Source organism: Isoptericola sp. GX10416, from assembly GCF_056590155.1.
Genome location: NZ_JBWPVO010000001.1, coordinates 24,889 through 41,128 on the forward strand (window position 1 = coordinate 24,889; position 16,240 = coordinate 41,128).

Below are 16,240 nucleotides of genomic sequence, written 5' to 3' on the forward strand. Positions count from 1 at the left end.
ACCGGCGCCGGTGGGTGTGGCTCGCTCAGCCTGCCGAGCAGACCGTGCTCAACGAGCTCGGGTCACCGCTGCCGATGAACCCGGCGGAGGTCGAGGCGCCGGCGGCGAGGCTGCCGTTCCAGCTCGCGTTGGTGAAGACGTTGCCGGAGACCTGGGCGCTCCACGCCTGGTCGACGGTCGCGCCGTCCACCGTGACCTCCCAGCCGGTGAGCGCCTCGGACCCCGCGGTCACGACCAGGTCCGCCTGGAACCCGCCGCTCCACGAGTTGACGACGCTGACCTCGGCCGTGCAGTCGCCGGTGGGCAGCGGCTCCTCGTCGTCCTCGGCAGCGGTGGTGAACGAGGTGGAGGTGGTCGTCGCCGAGACCTCGCCCGTGTTGTCGTTGCGTGCCTGGACCGCGACCTCGTACGTCGTCTCGGGGTCCAGACCCGTCAGGTCCACCATCGGCGAGCCGTCGGTGGACGCCAGGACGTCACCCGAGGCCGGGTCGACGACGTCGTAACCGGTGACGCAGCCATCCTGCGCCATGCCCCACATGACGTGGGCGCTGGTGGCGCGGACGTCGGAGGCCATGACGTCACCCGGCACGCCAGGCGCCTCGTCCGGGCAGACGGGGTCGGGCTCCGGCTCCGGGTCGGTGTCGCCGCCGATCCCGGTCACCTCGCCGTTGCCGCCGTCGAACGCGACGTCGGAGCAGCTGTAGAAGTTCTCGTTGCTGTCCGAGCGCACCCAGTGGGTGAAGATGATGTGGTCGCCGCTGCGGTCGGACGGCAGCGTCACGTCCCAGTAGTAGTAGTTGTCCCCGCCGGGTCCGCCGGTGTCGGGCGGGTTGGTCGCGGTGTCGATCAGCTCGAGGTCGCTCCATGCCAGCGGGCTACCCGGGTCCCAGCCCTGCTCGGTGACGTAGACGTCGAACCGCCCTGGGTGCTCCGCCCAGTTGTTGTGCTGGAACTCGTACGTCGCGCCGGCCGTGAGGTGCGTCGTCGGCCAGTCGTCGCGCACGGCGTTGAAGCTCGAGAAGTCGTACGGGCCGCTGCCGCCGCCGTCGCAGATCTGGCCGTCAGGGATGTACCCCTCGGTGCGCCCGGCCCCGTTGGAGTCGAGGTTGCCGAACCAGTTGTAGAACGACGCCGTGCCGTCGGCGGCGTAGGCGTCGGCGCACGCCGGGTTCTGCGGGTTGACGGCTCCGGACCCGGTGAGCCCGTCGACGTAGCAGAGGTACTGACGGCTGCCGGGGAACACCTCGGCGCCGTGGGCCTCCGCGGGGGCGGGCTCGGTGGCCACCACGAGGCCGGTGGCGCCCACCAGCGCCGCGACGGCCAGGGCTGCGAGTCTTCGCATGTCGAGCTCCTTCACTCGTTGCGGTCAAGATCCCCTCGACCGTGCCCGACCACAGCGTTGCCCGACAGGTACCAAAACGTTTCGGGTCGCCGCCTCCGCGACCTCTCAGCCAGTGGCCCAGACGCCCAGCTCGTTCCCGCTCGGGTCCGTGAAGTGGAACCGGCGGCCACCAGGGAACTCGTACGGTCCCTCGACGACGGTGCCGCCGGACGCGGTGACCGCCGCGGCCGTCACGTCGAGGTCGTCGGAGAACAGCAGGACCAGGGGGCCGGAGCGTCCTGGTTCGCGGTGGGGGTTGAGACCGCCCGCCTCGCCGTCGCCCGCGGGGGCGCGGATACCGGCGTAGTCGGGGCCGTAGTCGTTGAACCGCCAGCCGAAGGCCGCCTCGTAGAACGCCCGGGTACGGGCCAGGTCGGTGACCCCCAGCTCGACGTAGTCGATCGCGTGATGCGTGGTCGTCATGTGGCCAGGGTGCACGCCGCCACCGACACCGCAGGCCTGGCGTCTGCGCGGGCTGGGTACCGTAAGCCCGTGACTTCACCGCGACCCGACCTGAACCACCCCACCGCCGAGGACGAGGTCGTCGGCATCTGCCAGGACCTGCTGCGGATCGACACCTCGAACTACGGCGAGAACCAGGGACCGGGGGAGCGCAAGGCGGCGGAGCTCGTCGCCGGGCTGCTGGCCGACGTCGGGCTGGAGCCTGCGCTGTTCGAGTCCGCCCCCGGGCGGGCGTCCGTGGTCGCGAGGTTCGCCGGCCAGGACCCCTCGCGTCCCGCCCTCGTGCTGCACGGCCACACCGACGTGGTGCCCGCCGCCGCAGCGGACTGGTCGGTCGACCCGTTCGCCGGCGAGGAGATCGACGGGCTGCTCTGGGGCCGTGGCGCCGTGGACATGAAGGACATGGACGCCATGATCCTGGCGGTGGTGCGGCAGATGGCGCGAGAAGGCCGCCGGCCGGCCCGCGACGTCGTCATCGGCATGTTCGCCGACGAGGAGGCGGGCGGCGTCCTCGGCGCCCGCTGGCTGGTCGACCACCATCCCGAGATCTTCGAGGGCGCCACCGAGGCCATCAGCGAGGTCGGCGGGTTCTCCGTGGACGTCGGTGGACGCCGGGCCTATCTCGTCCAGACGGCGGAGAAGGGGCTCGCCTGGTTGCGGCTGGTGGCCGACGGCCGCGCGGGTCATGGTTCGCAGGTCAATCACGAGAACGCCGTCACCGAGCTCGCCGCCGCCGTGGCGCGGATCGGCAAGCACGCCTGGCCATACACGCTCACGCCCACCGTGGAGCGGCTGCTGCAGGGCGTGAGCGACCTGACCGGGCTGCCGTTCGACCGTGAGGGCGGCGCGGACCCGGACCAGGTCGACGCGCTCGTCGCGGCGCTGGGGCCGGCCGCGAAGTTCGTGGGAGCCACGGTGCGGCACACCACCAACCCGACACAGCTCGACGCCGGGTACAAGGCCAACGTCATCCCCGGCTCCGCGACGGCGACCCTCGACATGCGCACGGTGCCCGGCCACGACGCCGAGGCCATGGGCGTCCTGCGCGAGCTCGCCGGCCCGCACGTGCGGATCGAACCGATCCACACCGACCGGTCGCTCGAGGTGCCGTTCAGCGGCGGCCTGGTGGACGCGATGGTCGACTCCCTGCACGCCGAGGATCCGGGCGCCGCCGTGCTGCCCTACACGCTCTCCGGCGGCACGGACAACAAGTCCCTGGCCCGCCTCGGCATCACCGGCTACGGGTTCGCGCCGCTGCAGCTGCCGGGCGACCTGGACTTCGCCGGGATGTTCCACGGCGTCGACGAGCGGGTCCCCACCGACGCCCTCAAGTTCGGCACCCGGGTCCTGGACCGCCTACTGGCGACCTGCTGAGCCGTCAGGCGCCCAGCTCGGCCAGCGACCGTCGCGTCGACGCCACGTAGCCACCACCGAAGAGCACCGCGTGGACGGCCAGCGGGTAGAGCTGGTGGAGCGGCACGCGTCCGGCAGCGCCCGGGCTCAGCGGGTGGACCGCGGCGTACCCGGCCAGGATCTCGTCCAGGTGTGGTGCGCCGAACAGGGCCAGCATCGCCAGGTCCGCCTCCCGGTGCCCGCCGTGCGCTGCCGGGTCGACGAGCACGGCCTTGGTGGCGCCGCCGGCGTCCGACCAGAGGACGTTCCCCGACCACAGGTCCCCGTGCAGCCGTGCGGGCGGCTCGGCCGGTCCGGCGAGGCGGGGCAGCCGCTCGCACACCCGCTCGAACGCGGTCTCGTCGTCGGGCCCGAAGACCCCGCGGCGTCGGCCCTGCGCGAGGACCGGTCGCAGGCGGGCGTCGGCGTAGAACGTGGACCAGTCGGTCCACGATCCGGCCGCCATCTCCAGCGGGTCGTCGAGCGGTCCGAACCAACCGGCACCGGCTCCCGGCGGCAGCGCGCCGAAGCCGTCGGCGCCCGCGTCGTGCAGCACCGCCAGGCGACGGCCGAGGTCCCGCGCCGCGTCCGCGGTGGGTGTGGCCGGTGTGACCCGCTCGAGGTCGAGGTGACCGGGCCCGACCTCGACCACACGCGCCACCCGAGGTCCGCCGCCCACGGCGAGCCAGCGCAGGCCGGCCGCCTCCGTGGCGAAGAATCCCTCCGGTGCGTCCGTGCGGGACTTGCGGAACCCGGCCATCTCAGAGGGTCGAGGTCGCCCGGATGACCTTGCGGCGCAACCACACTCGTCGCTCGCCCCCCAGGTACAGGCGGGTGCGGGCGAGCTCCCAGCGGCCGTACTCCGCTTCCTCGGTGAGCAGCTTGCGCGCGTCGGGCACGGACGTGCCCCGGTCGATCGTGAGCACGCGGTACTCGTACTGCCCGTGCTTGCGCCAGCTCGATGCCATTCGTCGCCTCCCAGGTGACCGTCCGGCGATTTCGTGTGCCCATTGTGCCCCGTATGGCGCTACCGTCAGAGCATGACCGCTGATCCGCGTGCCGCGTTGGACCGCTTCGTCGCCGCTCTCGAAGGGCACTACCACGCCGTGTCCTCCCGCCGCGGCGAGGAGGACCCGGCCGTCGACGACGCCTACGAGGTGCTCGCCGACGCGTTCGAGGTGTACGAGGACGCCCTGGCGCAGGTGTACACCGAGGTGACGCCCTTCTACCTCGACGACGACGATGACGACGACGAGGATGACGACGAGGACGGTGACGACGACGGCGAGCTCGACGTCGACGTGCCCGGCGGGCGCTGAACCGGCCGGCTACCAGCGCTCGGGATAGCCGGGGACGACGGCGGAGACGTCGTCGAGCGCCGCGTGGACCTCGCTCGGCAAGACCAGGTCGACGGCCTCCAGCGTGCCCTCGAGCTGTGCAGGGGTGCGGGCACCGACGACGGCGGACGCCACCGTGGGCCGAGCCAGCAGCCAGGCGAGGGCGACCTCCAGCGGCGCCCGACCGAGACCGTCGGCGGCGGTGACGACGGCCTCGGCGACCGCCGCGGCGTCGCGGTCCTCCAGGTACTGCCCGACGAAGTCGGCGAGATGGTCCGAGGCTGCGCGTGAGCCCACGGGGACCGAGCGCCGGTACTTGCCGGTGAGCATGCCGCGGCCCAGCGGCGACCAGGCGAGCAGGCCGAGGCCCAAGGCTTCCGCCGCGGGGACGACCTCGCGCTCCACGCCGCGCTGCAGCAACGAGTACTCGGTCTCGAGGGCGGCCATCCCGATGCCGTCGCCCGCCTCGAGGAGGGTGGCGGCGCGCGCCGACGCCCACGCGGGGAAGTTCGACAGGCCCACGTACCTCGCGCGGCCGGAGGTGACGGCGAGCCGGAGCGCCGAGACCGTCTCCTCGAGCGGCGTCGTCGCGTCCGGGCACGCCACCAGGAAGAGGTCGACGTGGTCGACGCCGAGGCGGACCAGCGAGGCGTCGAGGTCCGCCAGGAGCGACCCCCGGGACGCGTCGCGCCGTGGGCCGGCGGGCCCTTGGCGCACGCCGCCCTTGGTGCACAGCACGAGCTCGTCGCGCGGCACGGACCCGGCGAGCTGCTCCCCGAGGACGCGCTCGGCGTCGCCGTCACCGTACGAGGCGGCCGTGTCGACCAGCGTGCCGCCGGCGTCGACGAACGAGCGCAGGATCGCCCCCGCGTCCCCCGCGTCCGTGTCCCGCCCCCAGGTCATCGTGCCCAGCCCGAGCGTGGAGACGCGCAGTCCCGAGGCGCCCACCTGCCGTCGTTCCATGCGCGGAACCCTACCGGCGCCGACCCCCGACCAGGGGGTCCCGCGCCGGAGGGCTCCTGCGCGCGGGTAGTGTTGCCGCCCGTGAGTGCGTGGGAAGCGATCCTCCTCGGTCTGGTGCAGGGTTTCACCGAGTTCCTGCCGGTCTCGTCCAGTGCGCAGCTGCGCATCGTGGGCGAGCTCGTCGGCGGTGCCGACCCGGGAGCCCTGTTCACGGCGGTGTCGCAGATCGGTACGGAAGTCGCCGTGCTGCTGTACTACCGCCGCAAGATCCGCGACATCTGCGTGGCCTGGTGGGTGTCGCTGCGCGGTGACCACGGGTCCGGCTGGCGCGCCCGGATGGGGGCCCACGACATCGATGCGCGGATGGCCTGGTACATCGCGCTGGGCTCCGTGCCGATCGTCGTCCTCGGCGTGCTGTTCGACGACGCGATCGAGACGTCGCTGCGCAACCTGTGGATCACGGTGGTCACGCTGGTCGTCTTCGGTGTGCTGCTGGACGTGGCGGACCGGCTCGGGGCGCGCGTGCGGCCCGTCGACGACATGACCCCCCGGCGGACCATCGGGCTCGGGCTGGCCCAGGCGCTCGCCCTGATCCCGGGCGTCTCCCGCTCGGGCGGCACCATCACGGCCGGGCTCGCGATGGGCTTCACCCGCAAGGCGGCGGCCGACTACTCGTTCCTGCTCGCCATCCCGGCCGTGCTGGGTTCGGGGTTCTACCAGCTCGCGAAGGCCGCGGGAGGCGACCCCGCACCGGGGTCGGCCGGCTGGGGTGCCACCCTCCTCGCCACGATCGTCGCGTTCGCCGTCGGATACGTCGTCCTGATCGGGTTCCTCAAGATCGTCTCGACGTACTCGTACCGACCGTTCGTCTACTACCGCTACGCCCTGGCGGCGTTCGTCGTCGTCCTGCTGCTCACCGGCGTCCTGGAGGCGGACGCCGGTGCCGTGACCACCGGCTGACGCCGGTAGCCTGGCCCCGTGCTTTCCTGGCCCTCCCCTCAGATCCCCGAGCTGCCCGCGCCCACGGACGGTCGTCGGCCCGTCGTCCGGGTCCACGACTCCACCTCCGGGACGCTGGTCGATCCGGCCCCCGGCGCCGTGGCCCGGTCTTTCGTGTGCGGGGTCACCCCGTACGACGCGACGCACCTGGGGCACGCCGCCACCTACGTGGCGTTCGACCTGCTGCACCGTGCCTGGGCCGACGCCGGCAAGCAGGTGACGTACTGCTCGAACGTCACGGACGTCGACGACCCGCTGCTCGAGCGCGCCGACGCCACCGGGGTCGACTGGCGCGACCTCGCCCGTGACCAGACCGCCCTGTTCGCCGAGGACATGACCGCACTGGGCGTGGTCCCACCGGCCCCGTGGACCGGCGTGGTCGAGTACGTCGAGCCGATCGCCCGCGCCGTGGCGCAGATGCTCGCCGACGGCACGGCGTACCGCGTGCCCGTGGAGCCGGGCGCCGGCGGCGCGGCACCGGAGCTCGGCGACGTCTACGCGGACCTGAGCGCGGACCCCGCCTTCGGGACCGTGTCCGGCCTCGACGAGGCGACGATGGCGGAGCTCTTCGCCGAGCGCGGAGGGGATCCCGACCGGGACGGCAAGAAGAACGCGCTCGACCCGCTGCTGTGGCGCCGCGAGCGCGTCGGCGAGCCCGCCTGGGACGGCGGCGTCCTCGGCACCGGGCGTCCCGGGTGGCACGTCGAGTGCTCGGTCATCGCGCGCGACGGTCTCGGCCTGCCCTTCGACGTCCAGGGCGGGGGCGCGGACCTGCTGTTCCCGCACCACGAGATGTCGGTCTCGCACGCCCGCATGCTGGCCGGTCCGGACGCCGCGCCGACGGCGCACGTCCACGCGGGTCTGGTGGCCTACGAGGGTCACAAGATGAGCAAGTCCCGGGGCAACCTCGTGCTCGTCTCGGCGCTGCGGCGCGAGGGCGTGGACCCCATGGCCGTCCGCCTGGGTATCCTCGCCCAGCACTACCGCTCCGAGTGGGAGTGGACCGACGCGACGCTCGAGGCGGCCCGAGGGCGCCTGGACCGCTGGCGCGCCGCCGTCTCCGGCAACGGTGCGCCGTCGGCGGACGCGCTGCTCGCGGAGCTCCGCGCGGCGCTCGCCGACGACCTCGACGCGCCGCGGGCGGTGGCGGCGGTCGACGACTGGGCCCACCGGGCGCTGGCGCCGGGGCGTGACACGTCCGGCGACGAGGAGGGCGCACCCGGGGTCGTCGCCCGAGCGGTCAATGCGCTCCTCGGGGTGCGACTGTGATCCCGGCGGTCTGAACCGCCGGACCGGCCCGGGGCCGGCGTCAGCCCTTGTCCGGGCTCCCGTGGCCGGGACCGCCCCGGCCGGGCCCGTGGTCCCGTCGGCGCAGGTAGCGCTCGAACTCGCGCGCGATCGCGTCGCCCGAAGCCTCCGGAAGGTCGGCCGTGTCCTTGGCCTCCTCGAGCTGCTGGACGTACTCCGAGATCTCTGCGTCCTCGCTGGCCAGCTCGTCGACGCCGTGCTGCCACGCCTCGGCGTCCTCCGGCAGCTCGCCGAGCGGCACGGTGGCGGCCAGCAGCTCCTCGACCCGTGCCAGGATCGCCAGCGTCGCCTTCGGCGACGGCGGGTTCGCGACGTAGTGCGGCACCGCCGCCCACAGTGAGACCGACTGGAGCTCGCGCGCCGTCGCCTCGTGCTGGAGCACACCGACGATGCCGGTCGGGCCCTCGTACGTGCTGGGCTCGACGTCGAGGACGGCCTGCAGGCCAGGGCTGTCGGTGGTGGCGGTGAGCGGGATCGGGCGGGTGTGCGGCACGTCCGCGAGCAGCGCGCCCAGGGTGACGACGGTCTGGACGTCGAGCTCCTCGGCGATGTCGAGCAGCTCGCGGCAGTACGATCGCCAGCGGAACGACGGTTCGATGCCGTGGACGAGCACGACCTGGCGGTCCGGCAGGTCGGCCACCGAGACCGTGGTCGTCGGCCACGTCACGTCCCGGGACCCGTCCGCTCCCGTCGTCACCATCGGACGGTTCACCTGGAAGTCGTGGTACTCCTCGGGGTCCAGCTCTCGCAGCGGTGACGAACCCCACACGTCGGCCAGGTGCTCGAGGGCGCCGGTCGCGGCGCTGCCGGCGTCGTTCCAGCCCTCGAAGGCAGCGATCATGACGGTCTGACGTGCGGCGTGGCGGCCGACCGGCTGCTCGGTGCTCATTCGACAACCCTATACAGCCGAGCGGCTTCGACGGCGGTCGTCGTGCGCCGGGGCCGCGGGCCGTCCGTACGATGGTGCGGTGCCGAATCCTGCCCCGCCTGCCACGCTGCCCGCCGCCGTCCTGTGGGACATGGACGGCACCCTCGTCGACACCGAGCCCTACTGGATCTCCGCCGAGCAGGAGCTGGTCGCCGAGCACGGTGGTACCTGGACCCACGCGCAGGCCCTGCAGCTCGTCGGGAATCCCCTGGCGGTGTCGGCCGGGGTGCTCCGGGAGGCCGGGGTGGACCTGCCCGTGCCCGAGATCGTCGACCGGCTGCTGACCAGGGTGACCGCCCAGGTGCGCGACGACGTCCCCTGGCGCCCCGGTGCGCGCGACCTGCTCGACGTGCTCGGTGCCGCCGGCGTGCCGTGCGCCCTAGTGACGATGAGCTACGCGGTGCTGGCCGAGGCCGTCACGGCCCACGTGCCGGGGGCCTTCGTCACTCTTGTGACGGGCGACCAGGTCGAGCGGGGCAAGCCCGACCCGGAGCCCTACCGCGTGGCAGCACGACGGCTCGGCGTCCGGCCGTCCGACTGCGTCGCGATCGAGGACTCGCCGGCGGGCCTCGCCTCCGCGCTCGCCGCCGGGACGCGCACCCTGGGCGTGGAGGCGGTCCTGCCGATCGAGGCTCGCGAAGGGCTCAGCCGGGCGGCCTCACTGGCAGACGTCGACCTGACGTTCCTGCGGCGGCTGGCCGCGGGCGAGGTGCTCGACCTCGTCTGACGTCCGTGGTCCGGGGATCAGAGGTCCAGGCCGAGGCGTTCGCGCAGCGCGCCCTCGGGGATCGGCGGGGGAGTACCGCCGAACTCCGGGCAGATGTCCTGGTGGGCGCACCAGCCGCACAGCTTGCTGGGCCGCGGCACGAACTCCCCGCGACGGGCCGCCGTGGTGATCGCGTCCCACACGCCGCGGATCTTGGTCTCCGTGACCTCGAGCTCGCGCTCCTGCGGCTCGGCACGCAGCACCTGGCCGTCACCGAGGTAGACGAGCTGCAGCATCTTCGGCAGCACGCCGCGCTCGCGCCAGACCACCAGCCCGTAGAAGCGCATCTGGAAGAGCGCCTTGTTCTCGAACCCTGGTCGCGGCGACCGGCCCGACTTGTAGTCCACCACCCGGATCGCGCCGTTCGGGGCCACGTCGAGGCGGTCGACGATCCCGCGCAGCAGGGGGCCGTCCTCGAGCTGGCTCTCGACGTACAGCTCACGCGCCTCGGGCTCGAGCCGGTTCGGGTCCTCGAGGGTGAAGTAGGTGCCGAGGAGCCGCCCGGCACCGTCCAGCCAGGTCTCCAGCGGCTGGTCCGCCGCGTCGCCGTCAGGCAGGAACAACCGCGCATAGCGCGGCTCCGCCTCGACCAGCCGGTCCCACTCGCCCGGGAGCAGGTCCAGGGCGGCCTCGCGCGTGCGCTCACCCAGCGGGGCGTCGTACAGCCGCTCGAGCACGGAGTGCACCAGCGTGCCGCGCGCGGCGGCGGACGACGGCGGTTCCGGCAGCCGGTCGACGGCGCGGAACCGGAACAGCAGCGGGCACTGCATGAAGTCTCCCGCCCGGGAGGGGGAGAGCGCCGGCGGGCGCCGCGCACGGACGTCCGGGGCGTCGGCAGGGGTGGCCACCGGGTCCGGGGTGCGGTCCGCCGTCGTCGTCATGGCTGCCACCCTACGGCCGGCCACCGACGCCGGTGCGGGCCGTCCACAGGCCCGCACCGATAGCCTGAGCCGGTGCCTCCCCGTTCCTCCGGCTGGCGGATCGGCCGCGTCGCCGGCGCACCTGTGCTCGTGACGCCGTCGTGGTTGCTCGCCGCCGTCGTCCTGACCGTCCTCTTCGCGCCCACCGTGCGCTTCTGGGCGCCCGCCACGGGCACGCCCGGGGTGCTGGTCGTGTCGTTCGTGTTCGTGCTCCTCCTCTTCGGCTCGGTGTTCTGCCACGAGGTCGCGCACGCGCTGGTGGCGCGCTCCCGCGGGCACCGCGTCGACGAGCTCGCCCTGACGCTCTGGGGCGGCCACACCGCCTACTCGGGCGGTGCGCACCGCCCGGGGGACACCGCGCTGGTGGCCGTGGTCGGGCCGCTGACCAACCTCGCGCTCGCGCTCGCCTTCTGGGTGGGGTTCCAGGCGCAGAGCGTCGAGTCGGTCCCGGCGCTCCTGCTGTACGCCGGGGCCTTCTCGAACGCGTTCGTCGGCGCGTTCAACCTCCTGCCCGGTCTCCCGCTCGACGGCGGCCAGGTGCTCGAGGCGGCGGTCTGGAAGGCGACGGGCTCACGCACCCGCGGCACCGTCGTCGCCGGCTGGGTCGGCCGCGTCGTCGGCGTGGGCGTGGTGGTCGGGGTGCTCCTGTGGCCGCTGACGTCCGGGAGCCGGCCCGACGTGGTACAGGTCATGTGGGCGGCGCTCATCGGGGCGTTCCTGTGGTCCGGAGCGACCGAGGCCATGCGGACCGGACGGCGACGCGAGGCCCTCGCGGGCCTCACCGTGCGATCGCTGGCGACACCCGCCGTCCTCGTCACGCAGGGTTCCGGCGTGGCCGATGTCGGGCGCGCGGCCGAGGGCCGGGGCGAGACGGTCGTCGTGGTGGTGGACCGGTCGCACGCGCCGGTCGGCTGGGTGGACCCCCGGGCGGTGGCCGCGGTCCCGGCGGACCAGGTCGCCGCCACGACCGTGGACGCCGTCGTCGTGCCGTTCCCGGCGGGCTCTGCCGTCCGGGCCGACGCCTCCGGACCGGAGCTCCTGCAGCACCTCGCCGGGACCTCCGGCGGGTCGAGGGTCGTCCCCGTGGTCGACGACGGCCGGGTGACCGGCGTGCTGGACGTCGCGAGGGTGGCCGCGGCGTTGCGCCCCGGCAGTCGTCAGTAGACTCGGCGCTCGTGACTTCTACTGCCGCCACCGGTGCCGACGAGCGGCGTGGTCCGCTGCACGTCGGCGACAAGGTCCAGCTCACCGACCCCAAGGGCCGGATGCACACGATCACGCTCGCCGAGGGAGCGACGTTCCACACCCACAAGGGTTACTTCCGCCACGACGACCTCATCGGCCGGCCGGAGGGCTGGGTGGTGACCAACACCGCCGGCGTCGAGTACCTCGCGCTCCGGCCGCTGCTCAGCGACTACGTGCTCTCCATGCCGCGCGGCGCCGCGGTCGTCTACCCGAAGGACGCCGGCCAGATCGTCCAGATGGCGGACATCTTCCCGGGTGCGCGCGTCGTCGAGGCGGGCGTGGGCTCCGGGGCGCTCACCCTGTCGCTGCTGCGGGCTGTCGGTGACGCGGGCGAGCTGCACTCGATCGAGCGGCGCGAGGACTTCGCGGCGATCGCCCGCGGCAACGTCGAGACCTTCTTCGGCGGCGAGCACCCCGCTTGGCACCTGCACCTGGGCGACCTCGCCGACCGGGTGGACGACGTCGTCGAACCGGGCACGGTCGACCGCGTGGTGCTCGACATGCTCGCCCCGTGGGAGAACGTCGACGCGGTGGCGCGTGCCCTCATGCCTGGCGGGGTGCTGATCTGCTACGTCGCCACGGCCACCCAGCTCTCGCGGACCGCGGAGGACCTGCGGGCCGACGGCCGGTTCGCCGAGCCGACGGCATGGGAGTCGATGGTGCGCGGCTGGCACCTCGAGGGTCTCGCGGTGCGCCCGCAGCACCGCATGATCGGTCACACGGGGTTCCTCGTCACCGCCCGGCGGCTGGCGGACGGCGTCGAGCCGCCCGAGCGCAAGCGGCGGCCGGCCAAGGGGTCCTCCGTGGGCACGACCGACGCGGAGTGGACGGAGTCGGACCTCGGCGAGCGTCCCGTCTCCGACAAGAAGGCACGGCGGGTCCGGCGGGAGGTCGGGCAGGCGCCCGAGGAGTGAGCCGCCGCGGCCCACGATGCGCCCCGGCCGTGTCACAGGCTGGTCACGACGAGGGCCGGATCGTGTGGACACGGCGACCGGTCCGTGAAATGACCGACGCGATCGCGGTGTTGCCCCTTAGTGTGCTGTGTCTCGGGGGTTCCTCCTCGCCGGTGGAGGACACCGCCCGGGCCGCACGAGAGGGGACGCGATGACTGACCACCCTGTCCGCCCGGAGTCCGACCGGCCCGCGCCGTCGGGCCGAGACACGCAGTTGGCGCTGCTCGCGGCCAAGAACGAACGGCTCGCCGAGGCGTTGCGCGCGGCACGCGAGCAGATCGTCGAGCTGAAGAAGCAGATCGACGACCTGGCGAAGCCCCCCGGGACGTACGCCACGTACCTCGCGGGGCACGACGACGGATCGGTCGACGTGATCTCCTCCGGGCGCAAGATGCACGTGCAGGCGAGTCCTGGCCTGGACCTCGACGCGCTGGCGCCGGGCCAGGAGGTCAAGCTCAACGAGGCCATGACGGTCGTGGCGGCCGGTGGCTACGAGCGCATCGGCGAGCTGGTGACCGTCAAGGAGGTCCTCGACCCGGAGCGGGTCCTGGTCGTGGGACGCGCCGACGAGGAGCGTGTCGTCCGGCTCGCGGGGTCCGTGCTCGGGGCGCCGCTGCGGGTGGGTGACGCCCTGACCGTCGACATGCGCAGCGGGTTCGTCTTCGAGGTCGTGCCCAAGTCGGAGGTCGAGGAGCTCGTGCTCGAGGAGGTCCCCGACATCGCGTACGAGGACATCGGTGGCCTGGGTCCGCAGATCGAGCAGATCCGCGACGCGGTCGAGCTGCCGTTCTCCCACCCCGACCTCTATCGCGAGCACGGCCTGCGCCCGCCCAAGGGCGTGCTGCTGTACGGTCCGCCCGGTTGCGGCAAGACCCTCATCGCCAAGGCGGTCGCCTCGTCGCTGGCCACGATGGTGGCCGAGAAGCGTGGCGGGGACCCGAGCGCGAAGAGCTTCTTCCTCAACGTCAAGGGACCGGAGCTCCTCAACAAGTACGTGGGCGAGACGGAGCGGCACATCCGCCTGATCTTCGCGCGGGCCCGGGAGAAGGCCACGCAGGGCATGCCCGTGGTCGTCTTCTTCGACGAGATGGAGTCGCTGTTCCGCACGCGGGGGACCGGGCTCTCGTCGGACGTCGAGACCACGATCGTGCCGCAGCTGCTCGCCGAGATCGACGGTGTCGAGCGGTTGGACAACGTCATCGTGATCGGGGCGTCGAACCGCGAGGACATGATCGACCCCGCCATCCTGCGGCCGGGCCGCCTCGACGTGAAGATCAAGATCGAGCGTCCCGACGCGGAGGGCGCCACCGAGATCTTCGGCAAGTACCTCACCGCGGACCTGCCGATCAACGCCGACGACGTCGCGGAGCACGGGGGCGACCCGCGCCAGGCCGTCGAGGCGATGATCGGGTCGGTCGTCGAGCGGATGTACTCCGAGGACGAGGAGAACCAGTTCCTCGAGGTCACCTACGCCAGCGGTGACAAGGAGACGCTCTACTTCAAGGACTTCAACTCCGGGGCGATGATCGAGAACGTCGTCGACCGGGCGAAGAAGTCCGCGATCAAGGACCTGCTGGCCACGGGCAAGCGGGGCATCCGCGTGGAGCACCTGCTGTCCGCCTGCGTGGACGAGTTCCACGAGAACGAGGACCTGCCCAACACCACCAACCCGGACGACTGGGCGCGGATCAGCGGCAAGAAGGGCGAGCGGATCGTCTTCATCCGCACGATCGTCACGAAGAAGGGTGAGAGCGCCACCCCGCGCACCATCGACACGGTGAGCTCGACCGGTCAGTACCTCTGACCTGCGGCGCTGTCGCGGCTCTCCCGTCCACCGTGCGTCGGTGGACGGGAGAGCGGGGTGGCCGTGCGGACGCCTAGGCTGGGGTGGTGACCGTGCGACGCGTGATGGGGATCGAGACCGAGTACGGAGTGCTGGCCCCGGGACGCCCGATGGCCAACCCGATGCTGATGAGCTCCCAGGTGGTGACCACCTACCGGGCATCGGTGCAGGACGGCCGGCCCGGGCACCCGCCGGCGCGCTGGGACTACGACGACGAGGACCCGCTGGCGGACGCGCGCGGATTCCACCTCCAGCGCGCGTCGGCGCACCCGTCGCTCCTCACCGACGACCCCACGGCGCCGGCGCCGTCCGGACCGACGGCGGGCCCCGAGGACCTCGAGCGTCCCGAGACCGAGGAGTACGACGACCCGAGCGCCGCGAACTGCATCCTGACGAACGGTGCGCGGCTGTACGTGGACCACGCCCACCCCGAGTACTCCTCGCCCGAGGTCACCAACCCCCGCGACGGCGTGCTGTGGGACGTCGCGGGGGAGCGCGTGATGCTCGCGGCGACCCGGCGCCTCGCCCAGGTGCCGGGGTCGGAGGTGGTCCTGTACAAGAACAACGTCGACGGCAAGGGCGCGAGCTACGGCACCCACGAGAACTATCTCGTGGACCGGGGCGTCGCGTTCGGCACGCTGGTCGAGCTGCTCACCCCGTTCCTGGTCACGCGGCAGGTGTTCACGGGCTCAGGGCGCGTGGGTCTGGGGCCGTCGGGCGAGGACCCGGGCTTCCAGCTCTCCCAGCGGGCCGACTACATGGAGGCCGAGGTCGGGCTGGAGACGACCCTGCGCCGCCCCATCGTGAACACCCGCGACGAGCCCCACGCCGACCGGACGCGGTGGCGACGGCTGCACCTCATCGCGGGCGACGCCAACCACCTCGAGGTCGCGACGTACCTCAAGCTCGGCACCACGTCGCTCGTGCTGTGGGTGGCGGAACACCTGGACGAGCTCGCCGGAGCGGGGGTGCCGGCGCACGCCGAGCTCGCCGCGCTGCGGCTCGCGGACCCGGTGCGCGACGTGCAGCGCGTCTCGCGCGACCTCGACCTCACCGTGCCCCTGGAGCTCGCGGACGGGACGACGGCGACGGCGCTCGAGGTCCAGGAGCGGTACGTCGACGTGGTGCACCGCTCGCTCGCGGCGCTCGGCTCCGACGACGACACCGACGACGTGGTCGCCCGGTGGCGCTCGGTGCTGGGACGGCTCGGCACCGACCCGGCCTCGTGCGCGCGGGAGGTCGAGTGGGTCGCCAAGCTGCGGCTGCTGGACCGCCTGCGTGTCCGCGACGGCCTGGCGTGGGACCACCCCCGCCTGCACGCCATGGACCTGCAGTGGGCGGACGTGCGACCGGAGCGCGGCGTCTACCACCGGCTGGTCGCGGCGGGTGCGGTCGAGCGGCTGGTGACCGAGGAAGAGGTGACGCGCGCCGTCCACCACCCGCCGGTCGACACCCGGGCCTGGTTCCGTGGCGAGGTCATGGAGCGGTATCCGGACGAGATCTCTGCGGCGAGCTGGGACTCGGTGATCTTCGACGTGCACGGCGCGGCGTCGTTGCAGCGGGTGCCGATGCTGGACCCGACGCGGGGCACGGCGGCGCACATCGGTGCGCTGCTCGACGCGAGCCCGGACGCCGCCACGCTGCTGGAAGGGCTGCGGGGCGACACGTGAGCGGTGCGGGTGCGCCGTCCCCGTCACGGCATAGGCTGACCACACCCTCGCAGGGAACCACGAAGGAGGCGGA

Annotated in this window: 16 protein-coding genes; 9 read left to right on the forward strand and 7 right to left on the reverse strand. The window is 73.1% G+C overall.

Going from position 1 to position 16,240, the window contains the following annotated elements; translation table 11 throughout:
- Positions 1-25 precede the first annotated feature (25 nt).
- Both ACWAT2_RS00120 and ACWAT2_RS00125 read right to left on the reverse strand, forming a co-directional pair.
- Complete coding sequence (locus ACWAT2_RS00120) at positions 26-1,342, reverse strand: lytic polysaccharide monooxygenase (RefSeq protein WP_402372030.1); 1,317 nt, start codon at positions 1,340-1,342, stop codon at positions 26-28.
- 105 nt (positions 1,343-1,447) lie between these two features.
- On the reverse strand, positions 1,448-1,804 hold the full coding sequence (locus tag ACWAT2_RS00125; protein WP_402372029.1) for a VOC family protein: 357 nt from the start codon (positions 1,802-1,804) through the stop codon (positions 1,448-1,450).
- 69 nt (positions 1,805-1,873) lie between these two features.
- On the opposite strand from ACWAT2_RS00125, the gene ACWAT2_RS00130 reads away from it, so the two are divergent.
- Complete coding sequence (locus ACWAT2_RS00130) at positions 1,874-3,217, forward strand: M20/M25/M40 family metallo-hydrolase (RefSeq protein WP_402372028.1); 1,344 nt, start codon at positions 1,874-1,876, stop codon at positions 3,215-3,217.
- Positions 3,218-3,221: 4 nt separating this feature from the next.
- Here the strand turns inward: ACWAT2_RS00130 and ACWAT2_RS00135 are convergent, their stop codons facing one another.
- Together ACWAT2_RS00135 and ACWAT2_RS00140 are read right to left on the reverse strand one after the other, a co-directional pair.
- Positions 3,222-3,995 (reverse strand): fructosamine kinase family protein, encoded by a 774-nt coding sequence (locus tag ACWAT2_RS00135; protein ID WP_402372027.1) that lies wholly within the window; start codon positions 3,993-3,995, stop codon positions 3,222-3,224.
- 1 nt (position 3,996) lies between these two features.
- Positions 3,997-4,203 carry a DUF5703 family protein gene (locus ACWAT2_RS00140; protein WP_402372026.1) on the reverse strand — a complete coding sequence of 69 codons (207 nt, stop codon included), beginning with the start codon at positions 4,201-4,203 and terminating at the stop codon, positions 3,997-3,999.
- 72 nt (positions 4,204-4,275) lie between these two features.
- Here ACWAT2_RS00140 and ACWAT2_RS00145 point away from each other — a divergent pair, with 72 nt between their 5' ends.
- A complete protein-coding gene (locus ACWAT2_RS00145) occupies positions 4,276-4,554 on the forward strand; it encodes a primosomal protein (protein ID WP_402372025.1) in 279 nt (92 codons plus the stop codon).
- A 9-nt stretch (positions 4,555-4,563) separates the two neighbouring features.
- On the opposite strand, the gene ACWAT2_RS00150 is transcribed toward ACWAT2_RS00145, so the two are convergent.
- Positions 4,564-5,535: an aldo/keto reductase gene (locus ACWAT2_RS00150; RefSeq protein WP_402372024.1), complete on the reverse strand. Its 972-nt coding sequence runs from the start codon at positions 5,533-5,535 to the stop codon at positions 4,564-4,566.
- A gap of 81 nt (positions 5,536-5,616) precedes the next feature.
- On the opposite strand from ACWAT2_RS00150, the gene uppP reads away from it, so the two are divergent.
- Together uppP and mshC are read left to right on the forward strand one after the other, a co-directional pair.
- Positions 5,617-6,495, forward strand: coding sequence for an undecaprenyl-diphosphatase UppP (gene uppP / locus ACWAT2_RS00155; RefSeq protein ID WP_402372022.1), 879 nt, complete (start codon positions 5,617-5,619; stop codon positions 6,493-6,495).
- Positions 6,496-6,513: 18 nt separating this feature from the next.
- Positions 6,514-7,803, forward strand: a complete 1,290-nt coding sequence (gene mshC / locus ACWAT2_RS00160; RefSeq protein WP_402372021.1) for a cysteine--1-D-myo-inosityl 2-amino-2-deoxy-alpha-D-glucopyranoside ligase — start codon at positions 6,514-6,516, stop codon at positions 7,801-7,803.
- A gap of 40 nt (positions 7,804-7,843) precedes the next feature.
- Here the strand turns inward: mshC and ACWAT2_RS00165 are convergent, their stop codons facing one another.
- Complete coding sequence (locus tag ACWAT2_RS00165; protein WP_402372020.1) at positions 7,844-8,731, reverse strand: PAC2 family protein; 888 nt, start codon at positions 8,729-8,731, stop codon at positions 7,844-7,846.
- Positions 8,732-8,810: 79 nt separating this feature from the next.
- Here ACWAT2_RS00165 and ACWAT2_RS00170 point away from each other — a divergent pair, with 79 nt between their 5' ends.
- Positions 8,811-9,497 carry an HAD family hydrolase gene (locus ACWAT2_RS00170; RefSeq protein WP_402372018.1) on the forward strand — a complete coding sequence of 229 codons (687 nt, stop codon included), beginning with the start codon at positions 8,811-8,813 and terminating at the stop codon, positions 9,495-9,497.
- A gap of 17 nt (positions 9,498-9,514) precedes the next feature.
- Here the strand turns inward: ACWAT2_RS00170 and ACWAT2_RS00175 are convergent, their stop codons facing one another.
- Entirely contained in the window at positions 9,515-10,417 is a 903-nt protein-coding gene (locus ACWAT2_RS00175) for a RecB family exonuclease (protein WP_402372017.1), read from the reverse strand.
- Between the two features lie 72 nt (positions 10,418-10,489).
- Here ACWAT2_RS00175 and ACWAT2_RS00180 point away from each other — a divergent pair, with 72 nt between their 5' ends.
- The 4 genes from ACWAT2_RS00180 to dop all read left to right on the forward strand — a co-directional run bounded on the left by ACWAT2_RS00180 (position 10,490) and on the right by dop (position 16,167).
- Positions 10,490-11,620, forward strand: coding sequence for a site-2 protease family protein (locus ACWAT2_RS00180; RefSeq protein WP_402372016.1), 1,131 nt, complete (start codon positions 10,490-10,492; stop codon positions 11,618-11,620).
- An 11-nt stretch (positions 11,621-11,631) separates the two neighbouring features.
- Positions 11,632-12,615: a tRNA (adenine-N1)-methyltransferase gene (locus ACWAT2_RS00185; protein ID WP_402372015.1), complete on the forward strand. Its 984-nt coding sequence runs from the start codon at positions 11,632-11,634 to the stop codon at positions 12,613-12,615.
- Positions 12,616-12,805: 190 nt separating this feature from the next.
- Positions 12,806-14,458: a proteasome ATPase gene (gene arc / locus ACWAT2_RS00190; protein ID WP_402372013.1), complete on the forward strand. Its 1,653-nt coding sequence runs from the start codon at positions 12,806-12,808 to the stop codon at positions 14,456-14,458.
- A gap of 104 nt (positions 14,459-14,562) precedes the next feature.
- A complete protein-coding gene (gene dop / locus ACWAT2_RS00195) occupies positions 14,563-16,167 on the forward strand; it encodes a depupylase/deamidase Dop (RefSeq protein WP_402372099.1) in 1,605 nt (534 codons plus the stop codon).
- Positions 16,168-16,240: the final 73 nt, after the last annotated feature.

Bases quoted from the DNA above. Each gene is read 5' to 3' on its own strand.
- ACWAT2_RS00120 (WP_402372030.1), bottom strand. From the start codon at position 1,342: ATGCGAAGACTCGCAGCCCTGGCCGTCGCGGCGCTGGTGGGCGCCACC.
- ACWAT2_RS00125 (WP_402372029.1), bottom strand. From the start codon at position 1,804: ATGACGACCACGCATCACGCGATCGACTACGTCGAGCTGGGGGTCACC.
- ACWAT2_RS00135 (WP_402372027.1), bottom strand. From the start codon at position 3,995: ATGGCCGGGTTCCGCAAGTCCCGCACGGACGCACCGGAGGGATTCTTC.
- ACWAT2_RS00140 (WP_402372026.1), bottom strand. From the start codon at position 4,203: ATGGCATCGAGCTGGCGCAAGCACGGGCAGTACGAGTACCGCGTGCTC.
- ACWAT2_RS00145 (WP_402372025.1), top strand. From the start codon at position 4,276: ATGACCGCTGATCCGCGTGCCGCGTTGGACCGCTTCGTCGCCGCTCTC.
- ACWAT2_RS00150 (WP_402372024.1), bottom strand. From the start codon at position 5,535: ATGGAACGACGGCAGGTGGGCGCCTCGGGACTGCGCGTCTCCACGCTC.
- ACWAT2_RS00165 (WP_402372020.1), bottom strand. From the start codon at position 8,731: ATGAGCACCGAGCAGCCGGTCGGCCGCCACGCCGCACGTCAGACCGTC.
- ACWAT2_RS00175 (WP_402372017.1), bottom strand. From the start codon at position 10,417: ATGACGACGACGGCGGACCGCACCCCGGACCCGGTGGCCACCCCTGCC.
- arc (WP_402372013.1), top strand. From the start codon at position 12,806: ATGACTGACCACCCTGTCCGCCCGGAGTCCGACCGGCCCGCGCCGTCG.
- dop (WP_402372099.1), top strand. From the start codon at position 14,563: ATGGGGATCGAGACCGAGTACGGAGTGCTGGCCCCGGGACGCCCGATG.